Raw genomic sequence first — 19,598 nt, 5'->3', positions numbered from 1 at the left:
TGTGCAACAGACAGCATCCAGCCATTATAGGTCGCGGGGATCCCTAGGGGCAAGATTGGGGTCTTAGGGATGGGTACAAGCGGCAATAATCCCTGCCGCGCCCCCGGAGACGACTTGAATAGGTACCCCTAGCGCCTCCTCGACAGTGGCTAGAGGGACATCATCAAGAAAGACCGCTTCATCGTGCTTGAGCATCAAACTGGGCAGCAGTAGGCGATCGCCCAATGGCTTACCCTTTAGGTGATAAATCAAATCATGGCCGGTCAACAGACCCGTGACCGACATCTGTTGTCCCCAATAGTCGCTAGCAAGGGCATACAGATCAAGGCGCAGGTTCTCAATCTGATTGAGGCGAGCCACCAAGGGTGCAAAGGCCTGTTCTACCGCATTGCCCACCACCCAACTGAGATGGCGCGGCTGCGGGAGGCGTTGGGGAAGCTGTTGGGCGTGCAGCTCAAACTCTTCTAAAAACAGGCGAATCGTTCCCACCCCATTACTCAGTTGGGGGTAATCCTGATAGTGGGCAGCAGGGGGTAAAGGCGAGCCGGCAATCAAGAACCATTCATCCGCCAGCCACGCAAAGGGAGTCTGCCACTCCTGCTCAAACTGCTGTTGGAGGGCCTGTACCCGTTGAATGACCGCTTGGGCATGGTCAGGGGTGATGGGAATCAGTTCATCCTTAGGGGGGCGAAAGCGGGTCAGTCCCACGGGCACCACTGCCACTGAAAGCACGGTTGGCTCCTCTGGATGATAGAACTGGGCTAAATCCCGCAGGGTTTGTTCGAGGCACTCGCCGTCATTAATGCCCGGACAAACTACCACTTGGGCATGGAGTTGCAGCCGCTGCTCTTGAAACCAGCGAATTTGTTGGAGAATTTCTCCCGCCCGTGGATTTTTCAGTAGGCGTTGACGAACACTGGGTACCGTAGCATGAACAGAAACATAAAGGGGGGAAAGGCGCAGTTGGGCAATACGCTGCCACTCTGAGGGAAGCAGGTTGGTGAGGGTAATGTAACTGCCATAGAGAAAGCTGAGGCGGTAGTCATCATCCTTGGCGTAGAGGCTCTCCCGCTTGCCGGGGGGTTGCTGATCTATAAAACAAAAGGGACAGCGATTGTTGCACTGCATCAACCCATCAAAGAGGGCCGTGGTAAACACCAGTCCTAAATCTTCATCAATATCTTTTTCAATCTCAAGAATGTAGGTTTGGCCGTCTTTGCCCAAGACTTCCAAAGTGAGGTATTCCTCAGCACAGAGAAACCGATAGTCAATCAAGTCGCGGGGGCGATCGCCATTAATGGCCACCAACGCATCACCGGGTTCAAATCCCAACTCAGCAGCAATAGAACCGGGTTCCACAGCAGCCACAACGGCCGGGCGAAGGGCGCGATCGCTCATGGTTAATTCTTGAAAAGAGGGGGTAAAGTCAGCAAAACTTCTTTATCTTGTACTGTACCTTAGCAAGCAAAGCCGTTTCCAACTCTCAGGATTCTCAAAGCAGCCACAGGATTGATATAGTGGTGTTCTACATATTTCCAAATGTTAACGAGGAGAATCATGGGGTCATTGGGGATTAGCTTTACCGTTGGGGCTGGTAACTTTGTCCCCTTTTATGGGGTGCTGCTGCTGGGGCTTGTGGCTGCCGTGAGCATTGGCCTCATTGCATGGTACAACTCGAAGCGTCCCCCCGGTTGGGAAAATGCCGATCGCCCCAGTTTTATTCCCAAGTTGAATCTCGAAGAGTCCGAGTCCATCCCCACCTCTGATGAGACCACAGAGTCGTGAAGCTCTTTCGTGTTCTGCTACAGGCGGCTTGGCCGACAATTGTTGCAGCAGCGATCGCTGGACTTCTCAACGGTGGCAGCACAGCTGCGCTCATTGCCCTGATTAATGCCGCCCTGCAGAAAACCCCTGCCCTAGAACGGCTGTTGCCTTGGGGGTTTATTCTTCTCGGCACGCTTCTCCTGTTGACCCACTTTAGCTCCCAAGTGCTACTGGTGCGGGCTGCGCAACAGGCCGTCTATGAAATGCGCCTCCTCCTCAGTCGCCAGATTCTTGCTTCCCCCCTACGCCAGTTAGAAGCCATTGGTCATCCCCAACTCCTCGCAACGTTGACAGAGGATGTGGATGCTGTCTCCCGTTCCTTTGCCATTCTGCCCAATCTTTTTAATGCCATTGCGATTGTCATCGGCTGCCTGATTTACATGGGTTGGTTGTCGCCGCCCCTCTTTCTGGCTCTTATCGCTTTAATTGTCATTGGTATTGCCAGCTACCTATTCCTTGCCGGCAGAGCACGAAAATTCCTAGAGCGGGCACGGCAGCAACAGGATTACCTCTTTCAACACTTTCGGACACTCACCGAGGGGAACAAAGAACTCAAGCTCAACCGGCAACGGCGCTTGGCCTTCTTTTATCGGGAATTGGAACCCACGGCTCAGAAAACACGGCAGCAAAACGAGCTAGGGTACATGGTCTTTGCCATTGCTGCCAGTTGGGGACAGTTGCTGCTATTTGTTACCATTGGCTTTTTTCTGTTTACCTTGCCCCATTTGCTGGGAGCCACACCCACAGTTCTCTCAGGATATGTCCTGACGATCATTTACCTCATGCTGCCGATGCAACAGGTGATTGACGCCATTCCCGTGTTGAGTCGTGCCAGCGTTGCCCTCAAGAAAGTGGAATCCCTGCAACTGAGTCTTGGAGATCCGCGCCAAGACCTCAACAATACAGGCGAACTCCCTCCCCTTGGCTGGAAAACCCTCTCACTGCGAGGGATTCGCCACCAGTACCGCGGTACCCACGAAGATGAACCGGCAACGTTTACTCTAGGGCCTTTGAGTTTAACTGTTAAGGCTGGGGAACTCCTATTTATCGTCGGTGGCAATGGCAGTGGCAAATCCACACTGGCCAAAATTATTACAGGGCTGTACATCCCCGACCAAGGGGAAATTTGGGTGGATGATCACTGTTTGCAGCCTGAGGACTACGAATGGTATCGCCAACACTTTGCCACGGTGTTTAGTGACTTTTATCTTTTTGAGTCACTGTTGGGTATAGAGTCTCCCGAACGCCTCGCAGAAGTGCCAAGCTACCTCGAAAAATTGCGCTTGAGCCACAAAGTCCGCCTAGAAGGCAACCGCTTTTCCACAACCTCTCTTTCCCAAGGGGAGCGCAAGCGTTTGGGGTTGTTGATGGCCTATCTCGACGATCGCCCTGCCTATCTCTTTGATGAATGGGCAGCGGATCAAGATCCCCTGTTTCGGGATATTTTCTACCGCCAACTCCTACCCGAGCTAAGGGCACAGGGCAAAACGGTGTTTGTCATTAGCCATGACGATCGCTACTTTGACGTGGCTGATCGCCTGATTAAACTGGACTATGGCCAACTGGTGGAATCCTTTAGTCCTAGGTAAACTGCTGGCTGAGCATCAGGGGATTATGCACCGTGATTTTCTTTTTGTGGATTGAAATCATTTTTTGATCGCGGAGTTCCCCCAGTAAGCGAGTCACAGTGACCCGTGTTGAACCAATGGCCTCGGCGATCGCCTGATGGGAAAGTTTCAAATCCACCATTATCCCCGCACTGGTGGGAATACCAAAATCACGGCAAAGAATCAGCAAAAAGCTGACCAAGCGGGAGCCCATATCGCGGTGGGCAAGGGTCTCAATCATCATCTCCGTTTGCAGGATCCGCGATGACAGCCCCTGAATCATAAACATAGGCAAATCGGGATCCTCGTGCATCGCCTTTTCCACCTGTTCGATGGGAACCGCCAATAGCTCCACATTCGTAAAGGCCACTGCATGGTAAAAGCGATCGGAGCGGGTGCCCGTAATCAGGGACAACACCCCAAATACGGTATTTTCCCGCAGCAGTGCCACCGTAATTTCTTCGCCCGCTTCATAGACCCGCGAGAGCTTTACTGCGCCCTTGAGAAGAAAATAGACCTTTTCCGCTGGGTCGCCTGGAAAGAAAATGGTTTTCCCCCGTTCATAGGTTTCCGTTGTGGATGGAAACAGCCCACTGGCCATGTGGCGAAAGATGGGTGCCAAGGGTTGATCTTTATTCATGAGTCGTGTGTCAATCCAAGGTGGTTGAACTGGTGGTGTAGCGATCGCATAGGGTGCTGTCGGCATTGATATCCCCCCAACAACGCAACTCTCTCAACGCCAGCGAATCTTGCTCTGGGTGAAGAGTTCAGCATTGACAGATTAGTAAAACCAATTCAGGGGTATTTTTTTGTATCATGCCACACTTTTTTTCGAGAGAATTAAGGGCGGACGCAAAAGCAAGTATCCTAGTGCCCCTAAAAAGGGAAAAAGGCTCCACCATCGCCACAGTGACTTCTCTATACCCCGCCGTTGCCAATCGTCAATTAGCAGGAATGGAAACAACAGCGAGAGCAGACCAAAATCAAGGGTCATCACATGAATAAAGCGGCTCGTTTGCCACTGCTGCCAAAAGTCTTGCCAATCGCCGCCGACCAAGCCATAGCCAAGAAAGCCCATAGCCAATAGAGAAATAGCAATGGCCGTGAGCCGTGATTCCCAAAGGCGTACACCCCGATTGAGTTCTCCTGTGAAGATTGGTGCCGGCTGACGTAGGACGAAATAGGGTAGCAGAGCAAACGCCCCCACGGCAAAACTAAAGACTGTAAATGGCCATGCTGGAAATCGCTGTTCTTGACCATCCACCACCAGTAATGCGGTGTAAATCAGTGGCCACACGCCCATCAAATTAAAGAGACTGACAATTAGGGGGTTAATGCCTTGCCAGTCTCCCGTCGCTAGCCGTTGAATGAGTGTCAGTGTTTGCGGTTGATCGGGAGGTGCAAAACCAAAGCTATAGACAATCAATCCCAGCCAGAGAACCGTAAAGAACATCCGCATACAGCTCTAAGCTAAAAGGGTTTCCGGTACCCCCGCTTTTTGCAGTTGCTTCGTAAATTGGGGCAGCACTCGCTGGCAGTGGCGAATAAATGCTTCTAGCCAACCTTGCAAGTGCTCTAGCTGCTCCTCAGTGAGAAACACATCGCGGGTGGACTGATACGGTTGACAAACGACACGACCTTCATGGGTCACTGCAAAGTCAGCAAACCAACTGCTGTAGGGACGAGTCCCCCGCCAATAGTTGGCCACAATCATTTTGCCAAGGTATTTCTGGGCAATATCACTAACTTTATTAAAGTGTTCTAGCACTGCCGCCAAGGTGATTGCCTTCGCTACAGGCTCCTTGATCTCATCAAGCTGGGGCAAGGTGATCTCAGTGAGATCCTGAGACTGTTCCCTTAAACCTAGGAGAGCAAACAGCTTTTGTTCCAGAGTGGCAAGGTAGCGGTTGTAGGTTTGGCCGTTGCGGCTCAGGGTTTGGTGCATCCGCACCAGTAGGTTCACTTCTGCCAACTGGGTTGCACTCAAAGACCCTAGGCGCGCCAATTGATCGGCAAAGGCTTGACTGTCACTTTCGGTACCACTCACGGTCAACCCAAGGGATTCCGCTCGCTCCGCAAGGAGACGGCGAATGTAGTAACGAGTCATGGGTGTGAGCGACATAATCTAAACCTCAAACACGGCCAAAGTGGAGCAGGAGTGGAATATGAACTTTTGTAAACCAGTTTAACATGTCTCCTGCTTCCGTTCTAAAGTGCCAATGCCTGGTTCATTCAATGAATGTTTGTTGAAAGCAGTAGCAACTTGGGTTTAGCCCTATTACCTCCCCTTGCCTCACCAATGTAGAGGATAGGGCGTGCCAATTGCTCGGTGATTTTACAGAAATTTACTAGCGTATTGGCAGATTATATCTAAAATCAGCTAGGGTGACCGAGGTTTAGGGTTTTTGCAGCCGTTGTCGGTATCAAGAAATCCAAAAAGGGGCGATCCCTAGCAAGTTCGCATTACCCTAGCGCCCCATGGCGTATCTGCCCCAGCTTGCCATTCATTGGCTGGCGTTGGGGTTTGGCGAGAACCTTGGCCGGTGTCTGCTTCCAAGGATGATTGCGCTGGGTCAGGGGAAAATCTTCCCACACAGGGTCCCACTGCCGTTCACTCAAGGAGGAATCCTAGAGTTTCCAAAGGTTACCCTGGCCCTGTGCTTGATTGAGTCGTTCCAGCTCAAGATTTTGATAGGTGTCAGGGGGCTTCAATTGGGTGGATACCCGATCCAAATTTTGGTTGACGTGCTCTCCAATCTCGGCTAATAATGGGATTAAGGGTTTGCTGATTTGCTAACTAAGCTATAGGTTTCCCCTAAGGCCTAGCCCCAAAAGCATTCACAACCTAATGCCCCAACTCAGCTAGCTATAAGGCGAAGGGGCTTGTCCATGTGTTTGAGAGTTTTATGACCTCTGTTTCTTCCTTGCCTTCGCGCCCCCTGCGTCCCAACTGGGGGGTGATTTTTTTTCTCGGCATTGTCCATTTGGGAGCACTGTTGGCATTTGTGCCTGGGCTGTTTTCATGGTCGGCTGTGCTCCTTTGTTTTGTCCTCTATTGGGTCTCTGGTGGCCTAGGGATTACCTTGGGATGGCATCGCCTTGTCACCCATCGCAGTTTCCAATGTCCGAAATGGCTGGAATACTTTTTTGTCTTTTGCGGTAGCTTGGCCTGTGAAGGGGGCATCATTGAATGGGTTGGCCTCCATCGCAATCACCACCTCCACTCCGACCAAGAATTGGATCAGCACAATTCCCAAAAGGGGTTTTGGTGGTCGCACATGGGCTGGATGCTCCAGGAAGTGCCCGCCAAGGCAGAGGTGGAACGCCTGACCAAGGATATTAACACTGACCGAGTCTATCGGTTTTTGAATCAGTACTTTGTCCCTATTCAAATTGCTTTAGGGGTCTTGCTCTATCTGTGGGGTGGGTTGCCTTTTGTGGTCTGGGGTATCTTTGTCCGCCTCGTGCTGGTGTATCACCTCACTTGGTTTGTCAATAGTGCCACCCATAAGTTTGGCTATCGCACGTTTGAGTCGGGCGATCGCTCCACGAATTGCTGGTGGGTTGCTCTCCTGACCTTTGGCGAAGGCTGGCACAATAATCACCACACCTATCCCCATTCGGCACGTCACGGTCTGCAATGGTGGGAATTTGATATTACGTGGATCACGATTCGAGCACTGCAAGCGATTGGTCTAGCCCAAAAGGTGCGGCTCGTGGAAGCTCCCGCGAACCAGTAAAAGCGCCTAGAAGGGGGTCTGGGGTTCTGCTTCTTGCCAAATGCGGATTAATTCCCTTGCCTCTGGGTAGAGGGGATGCGTGGGGGGGATGAGTTCGGCGGTGGCGATCGCCTGCTGGTTATCCCGCCCCACCCAATAGCGCGCCTGCTCCAAGATATTGTTGCCCCACTGCACAATTAACTGGTTGGCGGTGGCATAGACACTGGAGTTGGGGGAAATTTCTTGGGCAATGGCAATGGCAGCGGCAAAGTCGCGATCGCGCCCCCCTTGGGCACGGCGCCGGGCTTCATTGAGACGGGCTGTATCCGCATCAGGCTGCCAGCTGACCGCTTCAGTTGCAACGGGAGGAAAGAGTGCTTTGAGGCGATTTTGAGCCGTTTCATAGAGGGCACGCTGCGGAGGAATTTGCTCCAAGAGTTGGCGAGCTTGCCGCAGGGCTTCGGGAGTGCCTTGGCGGGCAAGGGCATTGGCCTGATCGATCAGGGGTTGATCCTCAGCAATCTCAATTTGACGCTGCCACAGCCGTCGCTGATCGCGGATTTGTTCTTGGCGGTAGGGACTGGCGTCCACCAAAGGAATGTTGAGCCTGTTGAGGGCAAGGTAGAGTCGATCCATCGTGCCACCACGGGCAATGGCTTGGGCCTCTGCGAGGGTATGCAGGACTTTTAGATCCGTTTGCCAGCGTCGAATGGCCTGCTGAGCTTCAAAGTAGAGGGGGCGTTCTGCGGTAATCGTTCGTGCTTGGGCGATCGCCCGGTCAATGTCTTGTCCCATCCCCGCTTGGGCAAACTCTTCTGCCGTTGCCAACTTCAACACATCCTCAGCGCTACGGGCACTCTTGACATCGCTGGGAATCAAACGGGCAATCCGCTGCGCTTCTTGGGGGTCATAGCGATTCAAAGCCGCCACGGCTGACGCAAGCAACTGTTCCCCCAACTCATTGAGCAATCGCCAAGCACCGGGATAAATATCGCTGGTGGTGGGAATTCGCCGCACAATTTCGATAGCGGCGGCTAAGTTATCGGCTCCCCCCTGGGCCATGAGAGCCCGTGCTTCATCCAACTGCCGATCTTCCCGTTGGGCACGGATAATCCGCTCATTAAAAGCACCAAACTGCGCCTGTGCCCAATAACGACAGTCAACAAACTGCAATTGGAGAGAGATTTGAAAAGCTTCTCGCCATTCAAGGTTTTTTAAGGCAGCTTCGGCACGGCGGTAGATGCTCTCTCCCTCTTGCCAAATTTCCTGCCAGCGCTGAATGCGTTCTTCCACCTTGGCATAGGCTTGGACATGACGGGGAATCTGCCGCGCAAAGGCGATCGCCCGATTTAATTGCCCCTCATGAAAGGCAACGTCTGCCAAGGCCAAAACCTGATCTGACCACGCCTCTAGGCGGCGATTAATCTCAGGGGCAAGGGGATGATCGGGCGGCAAGTCATCAATGAGATCAATGGCATGGAGCAAATCCTCAAGGGTATGTCGCTCCGCCGCCTGTTGGGCGCAGTAAAGGCGAAAGGAGGCCGATGCCAAAGGCCAAAGGACAAAATCACAATTGCCGGGGGTTGTCGGTTGCCGCAGCAGCAGCCACAGGGATAGCCCCGAAATCCCTACGGAGGTTAGGAGGGACAGGCCAGCCGCCACTTGCCAGTGTTGCAACCAAGGTAAGCAGGCACGCCACCGTCTTTGCCCAAGGGGGATTAGATACTTGGGTTGGCTAAGTTGGCGCACCTGCTTGCGGAAGCATTTCAACGCTGCGAGTGCGGCAGTAAGTTTCGTTTGATCTCGCACAGTCTCCCACTCCCGACTGACACCACGCCCCGTGATAGCCCTTGCCTTAGGGGCTGCATTCCTAGGACAACAATACGGCAGCCAAGTTCTCCCTATGTCTCGATGCGAGGGAACTCCTAAAGCCGCTCTTACCCTAGCATTATCGTCACCCCGTTGCGATTGCGGTATTGTAACTAAAAGGCAAGGCTCGATTTGAGGGGTCTTTTTCACGCTAAGATAGCCAAATCATGAGCACGCCACAAACCTATACGGTGACCATTCACGTGCGTCCCCTTAGGGCGGGAGATCCCCCCACACGGACGTACACAATTTCTGTGCCCAGCGATCGCTATATCCTGCAATACGCTGAAAGCCAAGGTCTTGAGCTGCCCTTCTCCTGTCGTAATGGTGCCTGTACCACCTGTGCCGTGCGTATTCTCTCTGGCCACGTCTATCAACCCGAAGCCATGGGACTCTCACCAGCTCTGCAAGCCCAAGGCTATGCCCTCTTGTGTGTCAGCTATGCCCGCTCTGACCTTGAGGTGGAAACCCAAGATGAAGATGAAGTCTATGAGCTGCAATTTGGTCGCTACTTTGGCAAGGGGCGGGTACAGTTAGGGCTACCCCTTGATGAGGACTAGTGATCCATGTCAGCCCTGAGTTGTCCACTGCCGGCGCGGGAGCGGCAGCGTTATTTAGAAATTGCCACGGAGGCAGCCTTGGCGGGAGGCGCCGTCCTTCAGCACTACTGGGGCAAATTAAGCGAGATTGAGGAAAAGGGGCGCTCTGGTGACCTTGTGACGGTGGCCGATCGCCAGTCGGAAGCGGCGGTCTTGGATGTGATTCATCGCCATTGTCCTGATCATGCCATTCTGGCCGAAGAATCGGGTCTTTCAGGACTCCAAGACACCCCCTTTCTGTGGGCGATTGATCCTCTGGATGGGACAACGAACTACGCCCATCAATACCCCTTTAGCGCTGTGTCGGTGGCATTGTTGGTGGCGGGGGAACCCCACGTTGGGGTGGTTTATGATCCCTTTCATCGGGAACTGTTTCGTGCCGCAACCGGCCTTGGTGCCACCCGCGATCGCCAGCCGATCCGTGTTTCCAGTACTGCCGAACTGAGTCACAGCCTGTTGGTGACGGGCTTTGCCTACGATCGCCGCGAAACGGAGGACAATAACTACGCGGAATTTTGCTACCTCACCCATCTCAGCCAAGGGGTGCGGCGGGGTGGAGCGGCAGCTATTGACTTGGCCTACATTGCCTGTGGTCGCCTCGATGGCTATTGGGAACGCGGTCTTTCCCCGTGGGACTTGGCGGCTGGTGTGGTTCTGGTTCGTGAAGCGGGGGGCATCGTCACCGCCTACGATCAATCCCCTTTTCAACTGACATCAGGGCGGATTTTAGCGACGAATGGTCATCTCCACGCTGCCCTGAGTGAGGCACTCCTGCGGGTAAAACCCTTGGGCTTTTCCTTTCTCCCAGAGCTAACCTAGGCTTCTAGGGGAATGACTTCAGCTAGACAAGTCCGCACCCGTAGGGGTTGATAAAAATCTGTTTGTTGGAGATCCACCTTGGACTGGGCAGCAAGGAAGAGCAGCGCCCAAAAGATGCCTACGGGATCGGTTTTGTGCTGCAGTAGCTCTTGGAAGTCTAGCCATGTCCCTGCGGGAGCCATTTCTCTGAGGAGGCTTTCGACTTCATTGGCCATCTCCGTGAGGTTTTCTTGGTGAGCCAGTTGAGTAATTGCTTTAAGGGTGGTGGGACGGCGACGCCGCCGAGGTTGATGCGGCCGCAGCACCTTTGCACGATCGCTCTGAATCGCCATTGTTTTCAGGTGGGCAATTAATTCCTCAAGGGTGACGCGGCGCCGTTGTTGGGGGGGAGCCACAGGACGACGATGCAAATGCTGCTCTAGGGCAGGGGGCAAGACCACGAAGGACTGGTTTTCACTGCTCTCTGGTGGCTTCTCGGCTTCTGCTTCGGCTGCCGCAGGTTCAGCAACCGCAACGAGGCGATCGCTCTTCAAAAGTATAAGCATGGCAGCATACAAAAAGGCTTGCCCCGATTCAGCAAGATTAGATTCTCCCCGCCGCGTCAACTCCGCCAAACAGCGATCAAAGACCTCAATCACTTGAATATCCCAAGGGTCAATTTCCCCCCGCTCGGCCAACTCAATCAAAATGTCAATGGCGGTATCGGCAAAGGATTGGCTCATGTTGGCTGTCCACTCGTTGTTGTCTATCTTAGGGGGATTGGCAGACCCTATCCAGAAAAAGGCTCAGCAATGGGAATTGTGAAGTGGAACTCACTGCCGCGATCGCGCCCCGCCGACTCTGCCCAAATTTGCCCCCCCAAATTAGTAATGATCTGGCGACAGATGGCAAGACCCAACCCGGTACCGCCTGCAGAGCGCCGCAGTGCCCCCTCCTCCTGATAGAAGCGATCAAAAATTGTTTCCAAGCGATCTGGCTCAATCCCCCGCCCCGTGTCGGCAACGGTAACTTCCAATAGACCATCGGGACGAGGCTTGGCGGCAATGGAGACTTGGCCAGACTGCTCGGTAAACTTGCAGGCATTGTCGAGTAACTTTGAGAGCACCTCCACTAACCATTCCCCATCTGCTCGGATCAAGGGCAATTCCTTGGGCAGCACTGTGCGAATTGTGGGTAGTTGATCCTTGGGGGTACGCAAGCTACTGAGGGCCAGATCCACCAGTTCTTGGAGGGGGAGCGGTTCCGGTCGCCACTGCACGCGGCCACTTTCCAACTGCGAGAGGGTGAGGAAGTCCTGAATCAATTTCCGCATGCGCTCAGCATCCGCCAGGGCGGTACTCAACATCACCTGCCGCAGTTCTAGATCCATATCGGGTTCACTGGCCAAGCTTTCAAGACACACTTGAATGGTTGCAAGGGGCGTGCGCAGTTCATGGCCAGTAATGGCAATGAGGTTGCTGCGGGTGCGATCCAAGGCCTCCAGCTGCGTATTGAGTTCCTCTAAATCTGCGTAGGCCTCCGCCTGAATCAGGGCAACCCCCACTTGGGTGGCGATCGCCTCCACTAATTCGGCATCCATTTCGTGCCACGGCAGTGGTTCACCGCGGTGGAGTTCGACAATGCCCAACAGCCGCCCCTGATAGAGCACAGGTGCCAGTAGAAGGGCTTTGACCCCGGCGGCATCGAGGGGCTTGAAACGGGTCGCCTCGTAGTGGGGATCAGCGGCCACGTCATCCACCTGAATCACCTGCTGATGCGCCAGTGCCTGTTGGGTGTAGGGGTGCTCACTCACCGGCCAATACTGGTACTGTAGGGGTGGTAGAGCACCGCTCGTGTACTCGTGTTCAATGCGCACCTGCGTATCGGTACTGCGGCAACGATAAATGAGACAGCGATCGCTTTTTAGGGCTTCCCCCAGTTCTGCCACCGCGCGAGTGAGAATTTCCGTGGGATTAAGGGAGTTGCGAATGGCTGTAGTAATGGCATTGGTGAGGCGTTCCTTGCGCTCTTGAATGGCAATTTGGCGGTAGGCTTTGATTTGCTTGTACTGGCCTGCTTGCAGATAGGTGACAAGGCGATCGGCAAAGGGAGCCGGATCACTATTACATCCCTCCACTTGGCGATAGGTCTCAACTAGTGCCAGCCCAGCCTTGAGTTTCTCCTGCAGTTCAGGGCGGTACTCTTGAATACGGTTGAGGAGAAGTTCAGCAGTTGTGGCCGCTACCTGCCGATCAAAGGTCCAAATGCCCTCAAAACGACGCGCCGCATCCATCGGCGGCAACACATCTAAGCGATTGGCGGGCGATCGCTGCACTTCGCGGCAGACCAAGCACGTACTGTAATTTTTGCCCAAGACGGTCAAATGCCATTCTTGACTGAGGGCATCAGCAGGATCAAAGGCAACGGTTTCATAATCTCCAGAGCAGTTCTTGAACTCGGTTTCAGGAGCAGCCAAGACGTAAACATGGTTGGATTTTGTGGCAATGCGCTGGTAACGATGGGCCTCTTGACGATAAAAGCGCTCCCGCTGAAAACAGGCAATGATAATCGGCGCATCCTCATTGGCTAAAACCTGATCCTCCATTGCATGGGAGAGCGCCGTCAGCGATGTCTTGAAGTACAGTTGCGATCGCAGGTGAGGTAATCGCGCCAGCAACTCCTCCAGAACGGATGTGGCAATGATCCTATTGGCCATGGCAGGCAATGAAGTAAAATGATGCCCTACGCTACCATTATCGGCAAATCCGCACCACCGAACCTAGCGGGTACTTAACGCCCTCGGCTGCCGCTGAGGAAACCTAGGGGCTTTGTTCCTGACATTGTGACGTTAAACTTTTATTAAGAATTATATTGGTTGGCAGGGGTTGTGTGTAGTTTTCTATACTATATTTAAGCAAACCCAAAAAGACTGGCCTCTCTAGCAGCGGGGATCAACAAAATCCTCATAAATGCGATGATTCCTTACGCTGTTGCCAAAGGTGCTCCGTAAAAGCACAGATGGCAACAGGAGAAGGCTGTAGTAAGTTGGGTTTCAGAGACTGAAGGTGAGAAACAAGCTGTGACTGCCCCTGTATCTCGTGTCCCTAGTGCCGGTTGTCGCCGTTACGATCCAGAGGCGATCGCCCGCTACTACTGGCGACATCCTTGGAAAGTGATTTGGCGGTTCGTTAACATTTCGGTATCTTTCTTGACATTCTGGCTGCTGTTACAGTGGGACAAGTGGCTGGGTCAACAGAAAAGTCAGCGTCCCCTGCGGGCGATGCAACTGCGCAAACTCCTGATCCGCTTAGGCCCAACTTTCATCAAAGTAGGTCAAGCCCTCTCCACCCGCCCCGATTTGATTTCCCCCGACTATCTCGAAGAACTCACCCTTCTTCAAGACAAACTGCCCCCCTTTGCCAACGAAATTGCCATTGCCATCATTGAGCGGGATCTGCGCTTAAACTTGGGGGATATCTTTGCTGAATTCTCCCCCCAGCCAGTGGCTGCGGCCAGTCTTGGCCAAGTTTATAAAGCCAAACTCCACAGTGGCGAAGAAGTGGCCGTCAAGGTGCAGCGTCCCAATCTACTGCCTGTCATTACCCGCGACCTGTTTTTGATCCGCCTTTTGGTGCAATGGGTCAAGCCTTGGCTCCCCATTAACCTCTGCCACGATCTGCGGGACATTGTGGATGAATTTGGCCACAAGCTCTATGAGGAAATTGACTACCTCAATGAGGGGCGTAATGCCGAGAAATTTGCCGCCAACTTCCGCGATGATCCGACCGTCAAGGTACCGAAAATCTATTGGGAATACACCAGCCAACATGTCCTGACGCTGGAGTGGATTCACGGCATCAAGCTCAGCCGTACCGATTGCATGGTAGCAGCGGGCGTCAATCCCGATGACCTGATTCGTGTTGGCGTGATTTCTGGTCTGCGGCAACTTCTAGAATTTGGCTTTTTCCATGCGGATCCCCATCCGGGAAATCTCTTTGCCATGCCCGATGGTCGGATGGCCTACATTGACTTCGGCATGATGGATCAATTGGAAGAAAGCACCAAAGAATCCATAGTGGATGCCGTTGTTCATTTGGTAAATAAGGACTACCACGCTTTGGCGGCGGACTTTGTGAAACTGGGCTTCCTCACCCCAGAAACGGATATTACGCCGATTATCCCTGCCCTTGAGTCGGTCTTTGAGGAGGTGATTGGCTCCAGTGTGCGGGAATTCAACTTCAAGGTAATCACGGATCGCTTTTCTGAGTTGATGTATGCCTATCCCTTCCGCGTTCCCGCCAAGTTTGCTTTAATCATTCGCTCCCTAGTGACCCAAGAGGGCATTGCCCTGTGCCTCAACCCCAATTTCCGCATTGTGGATGTCAGCTACCCCTACGTGGCCCGGCGCCTGCTCCAGGGAGAATCGCCCCAACTGCGGCGGCGGTTATTGGATGTTCTCTTCAAGGATGGTCGTTTTCAGTGGCAGCGACTGGAAAACCTGATTGCGATCGCCCGCCAAGACCGCCACTTTAACCTTGCGCCAACGGCTACCTTGGGCTTGCAGTATCTCTTTTCGGAGGAAGGACAGTACCTGCGGCGGCAAATTGTGCTAGCGTTAACCGAAGATGACCGTCTCCACACCGAAGAGGTGCAACGCCTTTGGAATTTGGTCAAGTCGGATCTGCGTCCGCTCTTCTTTATTGATGTGGCATGGGAAGCTCTGAAGGCCTCTGTCTCCCACACTTTAAATAAGGAGGAAGAGAGCCATTCCCTAGTGGTGGCCAGTTAGGCAGGGAAGGCGGTTATCTACGTCCCTGAGCATTTAGAAAGGATTAGGTATCCCGTGTTTGATCCACCGATTGTCTTGCTCCTAGCGGGTATTTTCATAGGGTTGACCAGTGGGAAAGCCTTTGAAGCCACCCTCAAGCAGGGTGTCCAAGAATGGAACCGCAGTCGCTCCACTCGCGTTCTGAGCCAGTTGCGCGGCTCCCAGCTTCAGTTGCCCTACTTGGGGATCTCCATGGGCATCTGGCTGTTCCTGATGGCAGGATTGTGGACTTATGGTTTTGGTGCGGGGCTGAGTATGATCATTGCCTTCGTGCTGACGATCGCCACTGCCCTTTTGGTGTGGTCTCAACTGGGGAAAGTGTTGACGATTTTAAGTACAGGTGGTTCCCGTGCCCTTGATCTCGATGCCCTTGAGGCCAAGGAATAGTTTGTGACACTCCCCAAAGGAGGGGCTGTGGATTTACTGACCCAAGTGGATGAACTGATTGCCAACGCCCCCGATGACCCTGCAACTGTGGCGGCGGTACAGGCGATCGCCCCCGTTCTCTACGAGGAAGCGCAGCGCTATGGGCAAACGGTTTACTATGTCCTGCAAACCCGCGATGGGCAATGGCAGGTGATTACCCTTGAGGAACAGCATCCCCCCCATCGGCAAAAAAACGTTATCCACGCCTACGGCAGCCAAGTCATGGCTCAAGCGGCCTGTGATGAAGAGTTAATCCCTGTGGCCATGCCGATTATTCCCCTCTTGTTTCAACTGTTGGCGGCAGACCCGGTGGATAGTTTGATTCTCTATGAAGCTGACGGGGAGCGGGGCTGGGAAGTGGCACGAGAATCCCTGCTGGCTCAGGTGCGAGCCATTCTCAGTGCGCCTCCCGACATCGCCTAGAGTGGCAGTTTCTCACCGCGAATCGCCAAGTCTAGCAGTTGCATCGGGTGGTAAATGGGCACGGGGCTGCCTTGCTCTTGGAGATACTGCCGCAATTGTATAGTGCAGCCCACATTGGCTGAGACAATGACATCGGGTCGAGTATTCAGCAGGTTGCGCACTTTTTGGCGTCCTAATTCCGCCGCGACATCGGGTTGGAGAATGTTGTAAACCCCGGCACTGCCACAACAGAGTGCTGCATCAAGGGGTTCCCGCAGTTGGACTTGGGGAATTTGCCGCAGCAGTTGCCGCGGTTCAAGGCGAATTTTTTGGCCGTGGATCATGTGGCAGGCGTCTTGATAGACCAAGGTCAAGGGGCGATCGCTCAAGGGGTAGAGGGGTGTCACCAAGCCCTGTTTGACCAAAAAGACCTGCACATCCTCAACCTTTTGCCCAAAGTCACGGGCGCGATCGCCATAGTCGGGGTCAGTCGCCAAAAGGTGATGGTACTCCTTGAGGGTATGGCCACAGCCTGAGGCATTGATTAAAACCGCATCCACTTGGGTGGCGGTAAAACAATCAATCATCTGGCGAGCGAGGCGTTGCGCCTGATCCTCTTCTCCTTGGTGATGGGGCAGGGCACCACAGCACCCCTGTTGCGGCGGCAGCACCACCTCAAAACCATTGGTACTTAACACGGAGATTGTGGCTGTATTGACTTCAGGCAAAAAGAGCCGTTGCACACAGCCGAGAATCACCCCCACTCGGCCACGCTGTTTCCCTTGGGCGGGTACGACTTCAGGAGAGCGATCGCGAAATGTTGTTGCTGCAAGGGGCGGCAGCAGTTGATACATGGCCGCAAGGGACTTGGGCAGCAGCCGTTTTAGGAGTCCCAGCCGCTGTTCGAGATTGGCCAAGCCTAGTTTTTGGTAGAGCCAGAGCGGCCACAGGAGGGCACGCAGGCGTTGAGGATAGGGTAGCGTTTGGAAAATCAACCAGCGCAACAGGCGATCGCCCACAGGACGGTGATAATGACGCTGCACTTGCACACGGGTGGCGGCAATCAACTGATCGTACTCCACCCCCGACGGACAGGTGGTGACGCAGGCCAAGCAACCCAAGCAGGAATCAAAGTTCTGGACGACATCCGCCAGTTGCACCTGCCCCTCATTAATGGCATCCATAAGATAGATGCGGCCACGGGGGGAGTCCATTTCTGTGCCCAGTACCCGATAGCTGGGACAGGTGGAGAGGCAAAACCCGCAATGGACACAGGCATCAATCAAGTGGGGATCGGGGGGGCGAGCCACAGGATCAGTTGCAGTCATTGGAGAGTATTCAAACCTGCCTAAAGATTGCCGACAAAAACGCCAGTGCCAAAGACACCCGTTGCATCCAATTGTTGCTTGAGCCTTCGCATTAATTCAAGGGCGTTGCCGCGATAGTCCCAAGGCTCCAGTTGCTGCTTGAGACTCAGGGGCGCTGCCAACACTGTCACATAGCCCCTTGGGAGTCCCTGACGTAGCCTGAGAATTAGTTGGCGCAGCGCCTCTGGCTCACCGTGGAGATAGGCATGGCCGACCCCTGCACTCATATGGCCACAGCACTCGCAGGCCAATTCTTGCGCTAACTGCCGCAGCTGGCTGAGGGCGGACACCATCTCGCTTAGAGGCACGCCAATTTTGAGGATCACTTGATCGGGGGTGGGGTTGAGAGTAATGCCTAGGGGGGCTTGGGGTTCCAGTTGCAGATCGTGGCTCTGGGCAATGCAACTGAGGCGATCGCCCAAGGTACCTGAGGCCAAAACTTCCCGCAGCGTATGAAACTCCAATTCCAGTAAGAGTGCCCCCGTCGCTTCAAGGCGCAGGACGCATCGCGCTGGGGCTAGGGAACTGCTGAAAATCGCTCCCAACCCTTTGGCTAAGGCAGCCACTTCTCCCCGCAACTGCCAAACTTGTACCGCATCCGGTAGGGGATAGACCCGCAAGGTCACCTCCGTGAGAATACCCAGCGTGCCATAACTGCCGATGAGCAGCTTCATCAGGTCATAGCCGGCAACATTTTTCACCACTCGCCCGCCAGCTTTGACGATTTGGCCATCGCTGCGAATGAACTTGACCCCTAATAACTGATCGCGCCATGAGCCATACCGCTGCCGCAGCGTGCCATTACTTTGAGTGGCCAAGCAACCGCCAAGGGTCGCCGTTTCTCGAAAAAGGGGATCCGCTGCAATCCATTGCCCGGCTGCTGCGAGGCGGCGCTGAAGCGCTTGAAAGGGCATGCCCACCTGGGTGGTGACGGTCATATCGGCAGCCGCATGATCAATGAGCTGGTGCCACGCCGTGGTTTGCAGAAAAATATCCGCCTTGGGGGTGTTCCCTAGCCAATTGAGTTTGGTACCAGCGCCGATGGGCAAGACTCGCCAGCCTTCCCGCTGTGCACAGGTAATTACTGCTGCTCCCGCTTCGGGGGTGGGGGGAGTCACCAGCAGGGCATGCTCAGGAAGGTAGGGACGCAGGTGGGGGGCGCGATCGCCCAATTCAGCAAGGGAGTGAACCGCTGCATCCCCCAACAGTGCGCTCAGGGTGCGTTTCATGGATTGCGGGTGGGCAGTTCAAAGACAAACCCTTCGTAGTATAAAAGTTGACCGTCCTCACTTTTGACCGGGCGGGCGCATTCGCAAATGGTGGTGATGGTTTGGTCAGCACGATACACCTTGGAAACAAGGTTGCGTACAAAGCCACGGGATTGGATTTGTTGCTGAAATTTTTGCCAACTGCTGTCATCCACGTAGGGACGATGATTATGGTGCTCTATATCCGCTAGCCAATCTTCGGCATCGGCGTAGCCATAGATGCGTGCCAAGGCGTTGTTGACTTTGAAATAAATTCCTTCGGGGGAACTTTGATAAATGCCCACTACAGCTTCCTCAAACATTTGCCGATACTGTTCTTGGGCAGCTTGCAGGGAGGAGACCAGTTCGCGCCGCTCCTCTGCAATCTCCTGCAACTGTTGGTTTTGTTTTTGGAGTAGGGCATTCTTTTGGCGTAGCTTCCGCTGCAGCAGGGCGATCGTTAACTGATTTTTCACCCGCGCCAGTACTTCTGCCTGCTGAAAGGGTTTGGTGATGTAGTCAGCGGCACCTATCTCAAAGGCCTTGACCTTATCAAACACATCATCGAGGGCACTAATAAAAATGATGGGGATATGTTTGGTCTTGGGATTCTCTTTGAGGGTTTGACAGACCTCGTAGCCATCCATATCCGGCATCATGATGTCCAGCAGAATAACATCTGGGGGTTCGGCCTCAATGCCCATGAGCGCCATTTGGCCACTGATGGCACCGCGCACATCGTAGCCTTCTAGTTGCAGTAGTGTGGTTAAAACTTCAACATTTTCGGGGGTATCATCGACAATTAAAATGCGACCAGCCCCTGAGTCAAAGAGGTCGGTGGTCATGCACGGGTCTCCCAATGGCGATCGTTTGTCAGTGCCCTGACACCCCCCATCCTATCAAAGTTTTTTC

At 53.8% G+C, this 19,598-nt stretch carries 19 protein-coding genes; 8 read left to right on the top strand and 11 right to left on the bottom strand.

Annotated features, from left to right (window positions below; genetic code table 11):
- Positions 1 to 63: 63 nt before the first annotated feature.
- Positions 64 to 1,398 (bottom strand): TIGR03279 family radical SAM protein, encoded by a 1,335-nt coding sequence (locus ACK4HN_RS08235; protein WP_409869516.1) that lies wholly within the window; start codon positions 1,396 to 1,398, stop codon positions 64 to 66.
- A 159-nt stretch (positions 1,399 to 1,557) separates the two neighbouring features.
- Between ACK4HN_RS08235 and psb35 the strand changes: the two genes are divergently transcribed.
- Complete coding sequence (psb35, locus tag ACK4HN_RS08230; protein ID WP_409869517.1) at positions 1,558 to 1,785, top strand: photosystem II assembly protein Psb35; 228 nt, start codon at positions 1,558 to 1,560, stop codon at positions 1,783 to 1,785.
- The gene (locus ACK4HN_RS08225) at positions 1,782 to 3,413 is read left to right on the top strand and encodes a cyclic peptide export ABC transporter (RefSeq protein WP_409877479.1); all 1,632 of its coding nucleotides are present in this window, start codon (positions 1,782 to 1,784) and stop codon (positions 3,411 to 3,413) included. Before psb35 ends, ACK4HN_RS08225 begins: the two co-directional genes overlap by 4 nt.
- Here the strand turns inward: ACK4HN_RS08225 and ntcA are convergent.
- The 4 genes from ntcA to ACK4HN_RS08205 all read right to left on the bottom strand — a co-directional run bounded on the left by ntcA (position 3,406) and on the right by ACK4HN_RS08205 (position 6,050).
- Positions 3,406 to 4,071: a global nitrogen regulator NtcA gene (ntcA, locus tag ACK4HN_RS08220; RefSeq protein WP_409869537.1), complete on the bottom strand. Its 666-nt coding sequence runs from the start codon at positions 4,069 to 4,071 to the stop codon at positions 3,406 to 3,408. The genes ACK4HN_RS08225 and ntcA overlap by 8 nt on opposite strands.
- A gap of 174 nt (positions 4,072 to 4,245) precedes the next feature.
- A complete protein-coding gene (locus tag ACK4HN_RS08215) occupies positions 4,246 to 4,890 on the bottom strand; it encodes a DUF2834 domain-containing protein (protein WP_409869519.1) in 645 nt (214 codons plus the stop codon).
- A 6-nt stretch (positions 4,891 to 4,896) separates the two neighbouring features.
- On the bottom strand, positions 4,897 to 5,553 hold the full coding sequence (locus ACK4HN_RS08210) for a hypothetical protein (RefSeq protein ID WP_409869520.1): 657 nt from the start codon (positions 5,551 to 5,553) through the stop codon (positions 4,897 to 4,899).
- Positions 5,554 to 5,894: 341 nt separating this feature from the next.
- Positions 5,895 to 6,050, bottom strand: a complete 156-nt coding sequence (locus ACK4HN_RS08205) for a hypothetical protein (RefSeq protein ID WP_409877478.1) — start codon at positions 6,048 to 6,050, stop codon at positions 5,895 to 5,897.
- 287 nt (positions 6,051 to 6,337) lie between these two features.
- On the opposite strand from ACK4HN_RS08205, the gene ACK4HN_RS08200 reads away from it, so the two are divergent.
- Positions 6,338 to 7,171, top strand: coding sequence for an acyl-CoA desaturase (locus tag ACK4HN_RS08200; RefSeq protein WP_409877476.1), 834 nt, complete (start codon positions 6,338 to 6,340; stop codon positions 7,169 to 7,171).
- Between the two features lie 6 nt (positions 7,172 to 7,177).
- Here the strand turns inward: ACK4HN_RS08200 and ACK4HN_RS08195 are convergent, their stop codons facing one another.
- Positions 7,178 to 8,959 (bottom strand): hypothetical protein, encoded by a 1,782-nt coding sequence (locus ACK4HN_RS08195; protein ID WP_409877475.1) that lies wholly within the window; start codon positions 8,957 to 8,959, stop codon positions 7,178 to 7,180.
- A gap of 227 nt (positions 8,960 to 9,186) precedes the next feature.
- On the opposite strand from ACK4HN_RS08195, the gene ACK4HN_RS08190 reads away from it, so the two are divergent.
- Positions 9,187 to 9,579: a 2Fe-2S iron-sulfur cluster-binding protein gene (locus ACK4HN_RS08190; protein WP_409851194.1), complete on the top strand. Its 393-nt coding sequence runs from the start codon at positions 9,187 to 9,189 to the stop codon at positions 9,577 to 9,579.
- 6 nt (positions 9,580 to 9,585) lie between these two features.
- Positions 9,586 to 10,437 carry an inositol monophosphatase family protein gene (locus tag ACK4HN_RS08185; RefSeq protein ID WP_409877473.1) on the top strand — a complete coding sequence of 284 codons (852 nt, stop codon included), beginning with the start codon at positions 9,586 to 9,588 and terminating at the stop codon, positions 10,435 to 10,437.
- On the opposite strand, the gene ACK4HN_RS08180 is transcribed toward ACK4HN_RS08185, so the two are convergent.
- Positions 10,434 to 11,159: a segregation/condensation protein A gene (locus tag ACK4HN_RS08180; RefSeq protein WP_409869524.1), complete on the bottom strand. Its 726-nt coding sequence runs from the start codon at positions 11,157 to 11,159 to the stop codon at positions 10,434 to 10,436. The two genes, ACK4HN_RS08185 and ACK4HN_RS08180, sit on opposite strands and share 4 nt — an antisense overlap.
- Before the next feature lie 47 nt (positions 11,160 to 11,206).
- Complete coding sequence (locus ACK4HN_RS08175; RefSeq protein ID WP_409877472.1) at positions 11,207 to 13,132, bottom strand: DICT sensory domain-containing protein; 1,926 nt, start codon at positions 13,130 to 13,132, stop codon at positions 11,207 to 11,209.
- A 363-nt stretch (positions 13,133 to 13,495) separates the two neighbouring features.
- Here ACK4HN_RS08175 and ACK4HN_RS08170 point away from each other — a divergent pair, with 363 nt between their 5' ends.
- Genes ACK4HN_RS08170 through ACK4HN_RS08160 form a run of 3 tightly spaced genes read left to right on the top strand, consistent with a single transcriptional unit; the run spans position 13,496 to position 16,093 of the window.
- Positions 13,496 to 15,205, top strand: a complete 1,710-nt coding sequence (locus ACK4HN_RS08170; RefSeq protein ID WP_409869526.1) for an ABC1 kinase family protein — start codon at positions 13,496 to 13,498, stop codon at positions 15,203 to 15,205.
- 54 nt (positions 15,206 to 15,259) lie between these two features.
- Positions 15,260 to 15,631 (top strand): hypothetical protein, encoded by a 372-nt coding sequence (locus ACK4HN_RS08165; RefSeq protein WP_409851207.1) that lies wholly within the window; start codon positions 15,260 to 15,262, stop codon positions 15,629 to 15,631.
- A gap of 3 nt (positions 15,632 to 15,634) precedes the next feature.
- Complete coding sequence (locus tag ACK4HN_RS08160; RefSeq protein WP_409869527.1) at positions 15,635 to 16,093, top strand: hypothetical protein; 459 nt, start codon at positions 15,635 to 15,637, stop codon at positions 16,091 to 16,093.
- On the opposite strand, the gene ACK4HN_RS08155 is transcribed toward ACK4HN_RS08160, so the two are convergent.
- The 3 genes from ACK4HN_RS08155 to ACK4HN_RS08145 are packed head-to-tail and all read right to left on the bottom strand — an operon-like array spanning position 16,090 to position 19,531.
- Complete coding sequence (locus ACK4HN_RS08155; RefSeq protein WP_409869528.1) at positions 16,090 to 17,400, bottom strand: (Fe-S)-binding protein; 1,311 nt, start codon at positions 17,398 to 17,400, stop codon at positions 16,090 to 16,092. The genes ACK4HN_RS08160 and ACK4HN_RS08155 overlap by 4 nt on opposite strands.
- Before the next feature lie 20 nt (positions 17,401 to 17,420).
- A complete protein-coding gene (locus ACK4HN_RS08150) occupies positions 17,421 to 18,668 on the bottom strand; it encodes an FAD-binding oxidoreductase (RefSeq protein WP_409869529.1) in 1,248 nt (415 codons plus the stop codon).
- Entirely contained in the window at positions 18,665 to 19,531 is an 867-nt protein-coding gene (locus tag ACK4HN_RS08145; RefSeq protein ID WP_409869530.1) for a response regulator, read from the bottom strand. Before ACK4HN_RS08145 ends, ACK4HN_RS08150 begins: the two co-directional genes overlap by 4 nt.
- Between the last annotated feature and the right edge of the window lie 67 nt (positions 19,532 to 19,598).

The organism is Thermosynechococcus sp. (genome assembly GCF_046299655.1).
Taxonomy (GTDB): Bacteria; Cyanobacteriota; Cyanobacteriia; order Thermosynechococcales; family Thermosynechococcaceae; genus Thermosynechococcus.
Note: the sequence above shows the minus strand (reverse complement) of the source record. Positions and strands in the feature narration are given on the sequence as shown.